Source organism: Salinimonas lutimaris (assembly GCF_005222225.1).
GTDB lineage: Bacteria > Pseudomonadota > Gammaproteobacteria > Enterobacterales > Alteromonadaceae > Alteromonas > Alteromonas lutimaris.
Map to the genome: position 1 here is coordinate 2475086 of NZ_CP036536.1, position 11527 is coordinate 2486612.

8 protein-coding genes are annotated in these 11527 nt (G+C 53.2%); 2 read left to right on the forward strand and 6 right to left on the reverse strand.

What is annotated here, in order from left to right; genetic code table 11:
• Nucleotides 1–2: 2 nt before the first annotated feature.
• The 6 genes from EZV72_RS10795 to EZV72_RS10820 are packed head-to-tail and all read right to left on the reverse strand — an operon-like array spanning nt 3 to nt 8822.
• A complete protein-coding gene (locus tag EZV72_RS10795) occupies nt 3–632 on the reverse strand; it encodes an ATP-binding cassette domain-containing protein (protein WP_137167258.1) in 630 nt (209 codons plus the stop codon).
• A complete protein-coding gene (locus EZV72_RS10800; RefSeq protein ID WP_137167259.1) occupies nt 629–2326 on the reverse strand; it encodes an ABC transporter permease in 1698 nt (565 codons plus the stop codon). The genes EZV72_RS10795 and EZV72_RS10800 overlap by 4 nt, the downstream gene beginning before the upstream one ends.
• Nucleotides 2326–3492, reverse strand: a complete 1167-nt coding sequence (locus tag EZV72_RS10805) for an ABC transporter substrate-binding protein (RefSeq protein WP_137167260.1) — start codon at nt 3490–3492, stop codon at nt 2326–2328. Before EZV72_RS10805 ends, EZV72_RS10800 begins: the two co-directional genes overlap by 1 nt.
• Entirely contained in the window at nt 3476–4354 is an 879-nt protein-coding gene (locus tag EZV72_RS10810; protein ID WP_137167261.1) for a DUF547 domain-containing protein, read from the reverse strand. The genes EZV72_RS10805 and EZV72_RS10810 overlap by 17 nt, the downstream gene beginning before the upstream one ends.
• Nucleotides 4335–6488, reverse strand: coding sequence for an FAD-dependent oxidoreductase (locus tag EZV72_RS10815; protein WP_137167262.1), 2154 nt, complete (start codon nt 6486–6488; stop codon nt 4335–4337). The genes EZV72_RS10810 and EZV72_RS10815 overlap by 20 nt, the downstream gene beginning before the upstream one ends.
• Nucleotides 6489–6503: 15 nt before the next feature.
• Nucleotides 6504–8822 (reverse strand): TonB-dependent receptor, encoded by a 2319-nt coding sequence (locus EZV72_RS10820; protein ID WP_137168725.1) that lies wholly within the window; start codon nt 8820–8822, stop codon nt 6504–6506.
• A 181-nt stretch (nt 8823–9003) separates the two neighbouring features.
• Between EZV72_RS10820 and EZV72_RS10825 the strand changes: the two genes are divergently transcribed.
• A complete protein-coding gene (locus EZV72_RS10825) occupies nt 9004–9420 on the forward strand; it encodes a hypothetical protein (protein ID WP_137167263.1) in 417 nt (138 codons plus the stop codon).
• Nucleotides 9421–9593: 173 nt separating this feature from the next.
• On the forward strand, nt 9594–11486 hold the full coding sequence (locus EZV72_RS10830) for a M1 family metallopeptidase (RefSeq protein WP_137167264.1): 1893 nt from the start codon (nt 9594–9596) through the stop codon (nt 11484–11486).
• Nucleotides 11487–11527 lie beyond the last annotated feature (41 nt).

Here is an 11527-nt window from a genome sequence, read left to right on the forward strand (position 1 = left end):
CATTAAATTCCGATAATCTGACCGCCAGCAGAGTGACTGTCCTGTTCATCATGGGTCACCAGTACTGCCGGTAACTGATAGGACCGGATTTGATCAAAAACCCATTCACGGGTTTTGTAGCGGGTCGCACTGTCCAGCTTGCTAAACGGCTCATCAAGCAGTAACGCCGCAGGCCGTGAGGCCAGTGTTCGTAGTAAGGCCACGCGGGCTTGCTGGCCGCCGGATAAAGTCTGAACCGGCTTATCGCAAAAGCCCTCGAGCCCCACATCCTTGAGCATGCGGCGCACCAGTGAAGCTTTGTCCCGGCCGGCTTCTGCCGGCATGCCAAAGGCAATATTCTGCGCCACAGTCATGTGCTCAAACAGCAAAGGATCCTGAAATAACATACCCAGTTGCCGCTCATGGGCAGGCATAGCACTGATATCCCGCTTACCCAGCAAAATCTGACCACTCATTCGCATCACCGGTGGTAATAAACCCGCCAGTGCGGCCAGTAAACTGGACTTTCCCGTACCCGACGGACCGGTAATGGTCAGGATACTACCGGCAGACACCGTGGTACTGATCTGACAAAGCCGGCGCGAATCATGATAAACACACACATCATTTAACTGTAGCTCAGGCTGCTTCATCCGCGCCTCCGTGTCATGGGATTAAATAACAGGGTTGGCAGCCACCAGGCCAGTATAAACCCGGCCAGTGGCAGTATCATCTGCATGATGACATACACCGCGGCCAGCCGCCGGCTATTGCCGGCACTGATTGCGACCGCTTCGGTCGTCAGGGTTGCCAGCTGCCCGCCGCCCGCTAATAGCGTGGGTAAATACTGGCTAAAGCTGATTGCCAGTCCCAGCGCAAAAGCCACCATCAGCGGGGCAAACAGCATGGGCAGGCGGATACGGTAAAAAACCCGAAACGGGCGGCTGCCCAGACTGGCTGCAACCTGCAAATAGCGGGTATCAAACTGGCGGTAGGCCACCGCCACCGACAAAAAGACATACGGCATCACATACACCAGATGACTGAGATAGACCGGTATCCACACCGCCTTTGGTGCAACCAGCTGGGCCAGCCAGACCAGACCGTATAAAAATGCGATACCCGGCACAATCAGTGGTACAAAAAGGATGCTGTCCAGTCGAAAGCCCGGCGATCTGCCCGACTGCCCGGCTTCCAGTGCCAGCACCACCAGCACAATAGCGCTCAGACTGACCGCCGCGCCCAGCACCAGAGTGTTAGCCAGTGGCCCGGATAGCTGCCCCAGCCCCAGCTGCCAGTGTATCGTGGTGATATCGTTAGGTAATACAGACGGATAAGGCCAGAAAGTCGCCACTGACCACAATATCAAAGAAGCACAGATAGTCACCATGGCAACGCCAAACACCGCCAGTGTCATGCCCGCCACGATGGGTAAACCCCGTCGACCTGTGCTGCGCATCCCAGTCGTGATTTGGTGCCTGAACCAGGATTTAAGCCCCCATTCGCCTGCCAGCCACAGTGCGATAACCGCCACGGTTGTTACCACCTGTAACAGGGCACCGGCACTGGCCTGTAACCGGTCGGTGAGATCCACACTGTTAAACCAGTGCAATATGGCCACGGCCAGCGTGGGCGGATTATCCGGCCCCAGTATCAGTGGTATCTCCACGCTGGCACTGGCATAGGCTAGTACCGCCAGCAGGGGTAACCTGAGCTGCGGGTAAAGTACCGGCAGCACCACTTTTAAAAAGGCGGTGACTGGGTGATAGCCCAGACTTTGTGCCACGGCCACTTGCCGGGTCAGGGTATGGCGTAACGCCGGCTGCGTCAAAATACCCAGACTGACCAGCAGTAAAAAAGGCAGTTCTTTTAAACTGAACGCCAGCACCATACCCAAACCGGCGCTATCGTTAAGTACACTGAATGCCGGTGGTAGCTCCCAACCAAATAAAGGGGCCACCAGGCGCGACAGCCAGCCTGCCGGCGACAGTAAAAACGCCACGGCGATGGCAGCAGCGGCATGGGGGATCACCAGCACCGGGCTTAACAGATGTTGCAGACGGTGCAGCCCGCGGTGCTGAAAAAAAGTCGCCAGCAGCGCAATACATCCTGCCAGCGACAACAGTGCAGACAGCAATGCAGTACTGACCGACAACGCCACCATCTTCCCGAGGCCCGGCGTTACAGTCAGGGCCTGAATGGCAACGGTGGAAAACGAATGATAACCCAGCGCCGGAAAATATCCTGCCGCCGGTAGCAGCATGCCCAGCAAGCCGGCCAGCACAGGCAATATCAGTACCAAGGCAAACAGCCACCAGCCCAGCTGCAGACAACGCTGAAACAGCATTAATGATGCCTCTGGTAACGGTCGAACCAGGCCGCTTTCAGGGCCTCGGTCCAGCTTGCATGAGGCTCAGCCAGCATTTTGTGATAAGCCCCTGCCGGCAGCGCCGATGGTGCGGCCGTTATCGGGACAAATAAGGCCTGCTGCTCGCCGGACAGCAGGCTGACATCCAGCACGGTTTCGTCCCCCCAGATATCGGCTCGCTGTTTATAGGCCTGAGCCGGTACCGACAACATAAAATTCACCAGCTTTATTGCCTGCGCTTTGTGTGCACTGTTAAACGCAATTGCCACAAAATGTACATTCGACAGGCTGCCATCCTGCATGGCATAGGTACGGGTACTGGCGGGCAGATCATACCGGCTGACGGCAGCCGGTACTTCGGCGGCTGTGAAAGTAAAACTCAGCAGGGTCTGATGGTCACTGAACAGTTGCTGCAATCCTGAGGCTTGTCGTTTGAACTGCTGTCCCTGATGCCACAGATACGGATGAAGCTGATCCAGATACGCAAACAGGCGCTCGGTAATCTTGTCTCTGGCCTCATCGGTTACCGGTGCATATAGCAATGATTGCCAGGGACCGGCCTGGGTAATGGCTATGTATTTTAAAAAGCTGCTGCCAAGATAATCGACCGGTAGCGGATAGGTAAAACGTCCCGGATGCTGACGCGCAAAGTCCAGTAATTCGGTGGCGGTATGGGGGGGCTGATTAATATGCGCCTGATTGTAGTAAAACACCAGCGCCGCTTTGCCCCACGGGGCTTCCTGCTCGTCAGTGGGCACCCCAAAATCCATCGTCATGCCGGGATTTTGCGCCGGGTTAGTCAGTTTAAAATGGGTTAAGCCAGACACCCAGCCTTTATGCAGTAACCCATGCTGCTTCATTGCCGCAAAGTTTTCACCATTGAGCCAAATCAGATCCACGCTGCCCTGCCGGGTGTTGCCGGCGGCTTTTTCAGCCAGTACCCGGGATACTGCATCACTGGTATCTGCCAGTTTGACATGATTAACCGATATCCCCAGCTCTTGACTGGCCTGCTTTGATAACCACTGTATATACTGATTGACCTGCACTGAGCCGCCCCAGGCATGAAACTGCACTTCCTGCGCCTGACTGGCGGATATCATCACAAGCAGGCACCACGCGCCCAGACTACTTTTCAAACTCATTAAGCGCCCAGTTGTAAGGCAAGAACTGTATGTCCAGCTCACCCTTTTGTAATTTTGCACGCTGCGCTTCATCCAGGTTCAGAGCATCAGCATAGTGCATAAAAAATCCGCTGAGGCTGTCGATGCCCTGCCAGCCATGCTGAAAGTCATTGTCATACCATTTAAAGATACTGGACACGTGCAAAGTGGTATTGTCGGCCCGGTTACGGGTGCGATCGGATAAAAACTGCCGGGTCTGAGCCTCAAGCTGCGCATTCAGGCGTTGCCCAGTGTAGGCTTCGGCGCGCAGGGACGGACAGCCGATGCTGGCGCAGTTGACCGCAAAATGAATACGTGGCTCCTTAAACCCCGGGTAATCGCCCTGCGCCCCCCGAATCCAGCCATGTTCAATGTTATCCAGAGAACGTTTCTGCCCCAGTAAACGGGCAAAATCTTTTGACCAGGGTGAGGAAAACAGCGAGCCGGTATCCTTAATAGAGTTGATATCAGGGTAATGATTAACAATCAGTAAAACGGTGTAGGCATTATAGGCATTAATCAGAAAAGCCAGCTGACGCGGTTGCTCCCAGTTTTCATACTCGGCTTTACTGACCGCCGCCAGCTGTGACAAATACGCGCTCAGCTCACTTTTCTGATCTTTGAACCCGGCATAATCCACCTGCGTGGTCGCCCCATCACGGGCCGGATGAACCAGTTCCTTTAACAGGGCATTCCAGGGCGCATGCAAGCTAACTGGCGCGGGCTCATCTGCTATCGCTGGCAGGCTTAGGATCAACCAGCTCAGCCCGATGACAGTCAGCAGCGTCCCCAGTAATGGTTTGTTGGTACATGGTCCTTTACGTTTATTTTCTTCGCCATGCATGGTACTTCTCCACATAGTGTAGCAATGACTCCGGCGCGTTAGCCCGCTTCCAGTTACCCGCCGCATATTTTGCGCTTTCAGCCCAGGTAGGATAAGCGTGGATAGTGCCCAGAATTTTATTCAGTCCCAGATTATGCTTCATCGCCAGAACAAACTCTGCCAGTAAATCGCCGGCATGTTCGCTGACAATGGTCACGCCCAGGATTTTGTCTTTGCCCGGCGGGGTTAATACTTTCACAAAGCCAGTACGGGCACTTTCGGTGACGGCCCGGTCAAGTTCGGCAAATTCATAGCGGGTTACTTCAACCTCAATCCCCTGCTCTTTGGCCTGAGTTTCGTTAATACCGACTCTGGCCACTTCCGGATCCACATAGGTGGCCCAGGGGATCACCCGATAATCCACCTTAAACTTTTTAAAAGTACCAAACAGGGCATTCACCGCAGCATACCAGGCCTGATGCGAGGCCACATGGGTAAATTGATACGGTCCTACCACATCGCCGGCCGCATAGATATTGGGAAAGCGGGTTTGTAAAAATTCATCGGTATCAATGGTCCGGTCAAACGTAATACCCAGCTCCTCCAGACCAAAGCCTTTAAGCCGTGCCTCACGGCCCACCGCAACAATCACATCATCATAAACCAGAGCGCGCTCTTCACCCTCATGTTCAACAACCAGTACCCGGTCAGCGCCCTGACGTTCAAATCGCAGCGCTTTGTGCCCGGTATTCACTGTTATGCCCTGCTCGTTGAGCACGCCGGTTACCAGCTCCGCCACTTCACTGTCTTCGCGCCCCATCAGTTGCCCGGCCATTTCAATAATGGTGACCTGACTGCCCAGCCGGCTGAACGCCTGGGCCAGCTCACAGCCAATCGGACCACCGCCGAGCACCAGTAGTCGCCCAGGGGCTTCCTCCCGGTTGGCAAACTCACTCCACAATGTGTCCGAGGTCACATAGCCGCTATCGTCAATTCCCGGTAGTGGCGGTACAAACGGCCGCGCCCCGGTGGTTACCACAATACTGCGGGTGGTCAGGGTTTGTGTGCTGCCATCGTTTAACGCGATGGTGACTGTCCAGGGATCGACAATGGTCGCGTAGCCCTTAAGCACTTCCACGCCCAGGCTGTTATAGCGCTCTACACTGTCGTTGGGTGCGATAGTTGTAATCACCTCTTGCACCCGGGCCATAACCTGTTTGAACGAAAAGCCGGGCTGGGTAGCATTCAGTCCGTACTTGTCGGCATGACGCATCTGCTGGGCCACCTTGGCCGTCTTAATTATCGCTTTACTTGGTACACAGCCGTAATTTAAGCAATCTCCGCCCATTTCAGAGGCTTCAATCAGGGTCACTCTGGCTTTCACCGCCGCCCCGATATAACTGGTGACCAGGCCACCAGCACCACCGCCGATGACAATCAGGTTACGGTCAAACGAGGCCGGTTTACTATAGCCTTTGTAAACCCGCCGACGATTCACCAGCGCCACAATGCCTTTGGCTATCCAGGGAAAAATCCCCAGCAGAATAAAACTCAGAATCAGACCGGGCGAAACAATACCGGACAACGAATCAATTTGCGCCAGTTGGGTGCCAGCATTCACATACACTGCCGTGCCGGCCAGCATGCCAACCTGAGAAACCCAGTAAAAAGTGCGGATTTTGAGACTGGTCAGCCCCATCAGCAGATTAATCAGAAAAAACGGAAACACCGGCACCAGACGCAGGGTAAACAGATAAAATCCGCCTTGTTTTTCCACCCCTTCGTCAATCTTTTTGAGTTTTTCGCCAAATTTCTTTTTCACGGTATCGCGAAATATAAACCGGGCACTGATAAAAGCCAGTGTTGCGCCGATGGTCGACGCAAAGGACACTAGCAGCAAGCCCAGCCATAAACCGAACAGCGCGCCGGCCGCCAGAGTCAAAATAGCAGCGCCGGGTAACGACAATGCCGTGACGGCAACATATCCAAGAAAAAACAAGCCAATGCTGACCACCGGGTTTTTATCAATAGATTGCTGAAACTCATCGACCGAGGATTTCAGCCCGGCCAGAGTAAAATACTGGTTCAGATCAAACGCAAAGAAGCTGACAATCAGGGCAGCAAACAACGCTAGTAAAAGTGATTTTTTCGCCATGTATCAAAGCTCCGTTTAAAATGCGTATTGCAGGGTGACCTGACCATGCCGGGGTAATTCCGGCATGACCAGCGTGGCGCCAAAGTAACCGCCTTCAAATACCGGCTGCCAGTTTTCTTCATCGGTCAGGTTAACCACTTCGGCGCGCAGTCGCAGATTATCGCTAACCTGCCAGCTGGCGTTTATATCCCAGCGGTACTGATCTCTGATATGCACCGTCTGCAAAAAGTCGAGCGGAAACGATTTAGTATAAACAAGGCCGGTTCCCACACTGATATCCTGGGTGATATCCAGCCCAGCATTCAGCGACACCAGTTGCGGTACCACGCCCTGCATCCGGCTGTCTGATGGCGCAAAAGCGGCAAATGAGGGCGAGCCAACGCCAGTGCCGCTGATAATATCAGGACGGCTGGCATCAAACGCATCGGCCACCTGACGGGTGCCCTGAAACGCCGCCGAATTATCAAAACGGGCATCCAGATAACTGTAGCTGCCGTTAACCCAGTAGTTATCTGCCTGCCAGAAAGCCTGCAGCTCAACGCCCCGGGTTTTTACTCCGGTGTTACTGCCATCACGGTTGCGCAGGCTACGGGTTTGCTCAAACGCCGCGATTTCAGCATACAGATTATTTGCCGGCGCATATTTCAGGCCAATCTCATACAGCTCATTTTCAGTGGCAAAGTTAGCCGGGTTTATCTGATTGTCTGCCCCCAGCGTGGTGCCGCCCGCCATACTGTTTGAGGTGGCATCGTTATGACCCACAGCAGCAAAGAGGTTAAGGCTGTCGGTCAGTGCATAGGTAGCATTAAGCTGAAAACTGGTCAGCGTATCGGAATATGAGTCGGATGCGGCCTCAACACCTGGTGGTGACAATGCATCACGGGCCTGTATATCGTAATAATCAGTGCGCACGCCCACAATAGTTGACAGCCGTTCACTCCACTGAGAAAACTGCTGCAAGGCAACCCCGGTCTGCCAGGTTTGTGAGTCTGTGGTATCGGATAAATTAAAATCACCGGCCCCGTCATTATTGATATCATACTGAGCACCGGGCGACACAAACACGCCTGGACGCAGTGCCACCAGCCGGGCCTGCTGCGCGGCACTTAACGGGATAAGGCGATTACTCAGCGGACCGGTCAGGTCAATCGGGTTATCCGCCTCGGTGGTAAACTGACTGTACCCCAGTACATCGTTATAGCGCACATCCAGCGCCAGTGTGGTGCGCTGCGTGCCGGTCAGCTGAATATCCAGTTCTGTGCGGTTTTGCGCGGTATGCGCACCATCTATAATTTCCACAAAACTGTTGGTACCAATTTCCTCGCGCTCCAGATACTGATAATAACTGAGATTACGCCAAGTCAGTGTGGGTGACAGACTGGTTTGGTAACGGCTGCGTAGTATGGTCGTCTGAGCGCTGTTAATGTCATCGGGGTGGGTCAGAACCCGGTTACGCGGGATCACAACTTCACCGGTAGGCGAGATAATTGCCCCTGCGCCCGCAATGTTACTGCCGGAGGGCTGAACACCCTGCCCGGTGATATACACCCCATCGTCAATCAGCGCCTGGGTCGGACGGTTAATACCGGCGATATCCGGATACTCGGCATCGTAGAATTCGGCGCTGATATCCCACGTGGTGACAGCATCCGGCTGATAGCGGAAAGTAACAAAAATGTTTTCACTCTGGGTCGCGGCAAAATCATAAAAGCTGCCATGATCAAGCCACTGAGCGCTGATTCGAAAAGCGGTTTTACCCTGCTCAATCGGGGTGGAGTAATCCAGCGTACCAGAATACTGATCCCAGCGACCCGCTTTGAGTGTCAGGTTGCCGCTGGCCTCATCCACCGGCGCGGTTTTTGAGCGTAAGTTAACAAAGCCGCCGTTACGCTGGGTGCTGCCCAGTAACACCGTAGGCGGGCCTTTGACCACCGCCACCTGCTCAACACTGTTAAATGAAAACGGCAACCCAAACCCGTTATTACCGGCCTGCCGCCGAATACCATCCTGAAACAGCTCACCCAGCTGACCCCGCACCGTGGGCAAACTGGGCGTACCAAAGCCGCTGGCCGCATAGGTATTGGGCGCCACCCGGGATATGTCATGCAGACTTTCAATATTAAATTGCTCCAGCGCAGCCTGCGATATGAGCGTGAGTGTGCGGGGTGTGTCCTGTACCGATATGCCGGCACCAAACAGGCCTTCGGCCTGACCGGCCGCCGGGTTCAGACTACTTAACGTATCTTGTTGTCCGGTAATTTCAATCACTTCCACATCACCGGGTTGCTGAGCATTAGCGACCGGGTGAAACAGTGCGGCCAACAGACAGGCCATGTAGCATGGGGTTGCAGGTATCACGGTTATATTCACATCCACTTGTATTTCCTTTTCCTGTACTGACCCTGTGCCTGTCCAGAAACTTTCAGCAATAGTAAAAAAACTTTTTAAAACAACGAAATTAATTGTCTCCCATCCCGTTCTTGTATGGCAGAATTTTTTATTATCGGAGTATTTTATGTCTACCGCTGTTAAACCCGGCATTGAAAACCGCCTGAGCTGGGCTTTGCTGGCACTGCGCGTCTCAGTGTTTATTGTTATGTTTGTCTGGACGCTGGACAAGTTTATCAATCCTTCACACAGCATGGGGATTTTTGAGAAGTTTTATTCTATCTCTGGTGTGACCGAACTACCGGTATATATCATGGGCGCGTTGCAACTGGTTCTGGTACTGGCCTTTGTGGGCGGAGTCGCAAAACGCTGGACATACGGGGCAATTTTTATTTTGCATGGCGGCTCCACGCTATCATCCTTTCCTCAATATCTGGATGCCTTCAATCACCTGTTGTTTTTCGCCGCCTGGCCTATGTGGGGCGCCTGTTTTGCCCTGTATTTACTGCGTGATGCGGATACCCGCTGGACGCTGACAAAATAAATCCTCAGACAGCGGTAACCGGTCACACCTGTTACCGCCATTAACATCATATTCAGCGCACAGACCTTGGTTGGTTAACTTTATGCAGGTAACATCTGCGATATTATGGGGAGTTTGCGCGCTCCCCGTGGTATTGACCTTTTATTTTACATCCAGCCAAACCAAGGATAACAATGAAAAAATTCAGTTGGCTATTTTTCACTGCCCCGTTACTTTTTGCCTGCAGTGAACAAGCCCATGAACCTAAAGAGGCCGAAGCGTCATCTCAGCATCAGACCGTTGACGATACAGCCATGCAGGCCGGCACCGATTACCATTCTTTTTCTAATCCCGATGAAGTGACTGTCACCCACCTGGATTTAGATCTGACGGCTGATTTTGATCAGCATGTGCTATCCGGCACCGCAACCCTGACCTATAAAAAACAGCAGGCGCAGGCAGACTCTCTGGTACTGGATACCCGTGCACTGTCGGTCAGTCGTGTTACTGCCAATGGCCAGGCAGTTGACTATCAGATGGGTAAAACCGATCCAGATCTGGGTACTCCCCTGACCATCAGCCTTCCAGCGCAGGGCGACACGGTGACCATTCATTATGCCACCTCACCGGATGCGTCAGGTGTTCAGTGGCTGACCCCGGCCCAGACCGCCGGTAAACAGTACCCGTTTTTATTTACTCAGGCCCAGGCGGTTCATGCGCGTAGCTTTATTCCTCTGCAGGACTCACCGCAGGTGCGGGTCACCTATGAAGCGACGATTCATACCCCCGCAGACTTGCTGGCGGTCATGAGCGCAGCCAATGATCCGCAAACCGAGCGCGATGGTGAATACGAATTTTCCATGCCCCAGGCCATTCCTTCATACCTGATTGCACTGGCCATTGGTGACCTTGAATTTAAGCCCATGGGTGATCGCACCGGTGTGTATGCAGAGCCGGAATTACTCAACAGCGCGGCGGCTGAGTTTGAAGACACCGAAGACATGCTGGAATTGACCGAAAAAACATACGGTCCGTACCGCTGGGACCGCTACGATCTGCTTATCCTGCCACCCTCGTTCCCGTTTGGAGGAATGGAAAACCCACGTCTGTCATTTATTACTCCCACCGTTATTGCCGGTGACAAGAGCCTGGTATCGCTGATTGCCCATGAACTGGCCCATAGCTGGTCAGGCAATACCGTAACCAACGCGACCTGGCGGGATCTGTGGTTAAATGAAGGTTTCACCACCTACCTGACCTACCGCATTATGGAAATGCTGTACGGTGAAGATCGTTTCAATATGGAAGCGGTACTGGGCTACCAGAGCTTACAGTCCGATGTAGCCACCCTACCTGAACAGGACCAGATTCTGGCGATTGACCTGCGCGGGCGAAATCCTGATGATGTATTTTCCGATATACCTTATGAAAAAGGCGCGCTATTCCTGCGCGAGATAGAACATAAGATTGGCCGGGAAAACTTTGACCAATTCCTGATGAACTACTTTGACCATTTTGCGTTTCAAAGTATCACCACAGATGATTTTCTGGCGTATCTTGATGATACCTTGCTAAAAGACTATCCGGAGCTACTGGATCGTGAGCGCATCAATCAGTGGATTTTTGAACCAGGCATTCCTGATGGCGCGCCGGTTCCCACCTCTGATGCATTCAGTAAAATCAATAAAGCCCGTAACCAGTGGCTGGCCGGTAAACAACAGGCCAGTGACATTGATACCAGCAAGTGGACCACCCATGAGTGGCTGTTCTTTTTAAACAACATGCCCGAGACGCTGTCTGCGCAGCGGTTAGATGAGCTGGATGCGGCATTTAACCTGACGGCCTCTCAGAACAATGAGATTGCCCACAGCTGGTTACTGATTGCGGTGAAAAATCAGTACAAGCCCGCCTATGATCGTTTATATGACTACCTGACACATATTGGCCGCAACAAGCTGGTTAAACCGCTGTATCGGGAACTGGTGAAAACCGATGAAGGTAAGGCATTTGCCCGCAAGGCTTTTGCTGAAGCCCGCCCTGGCTATCACCCACTGACTATCAGGGCCAATGAAGGTTATATGCAGTAACCTGCTATTAATGAGCCTGTGTGGCGTTAAACTGCACAGAG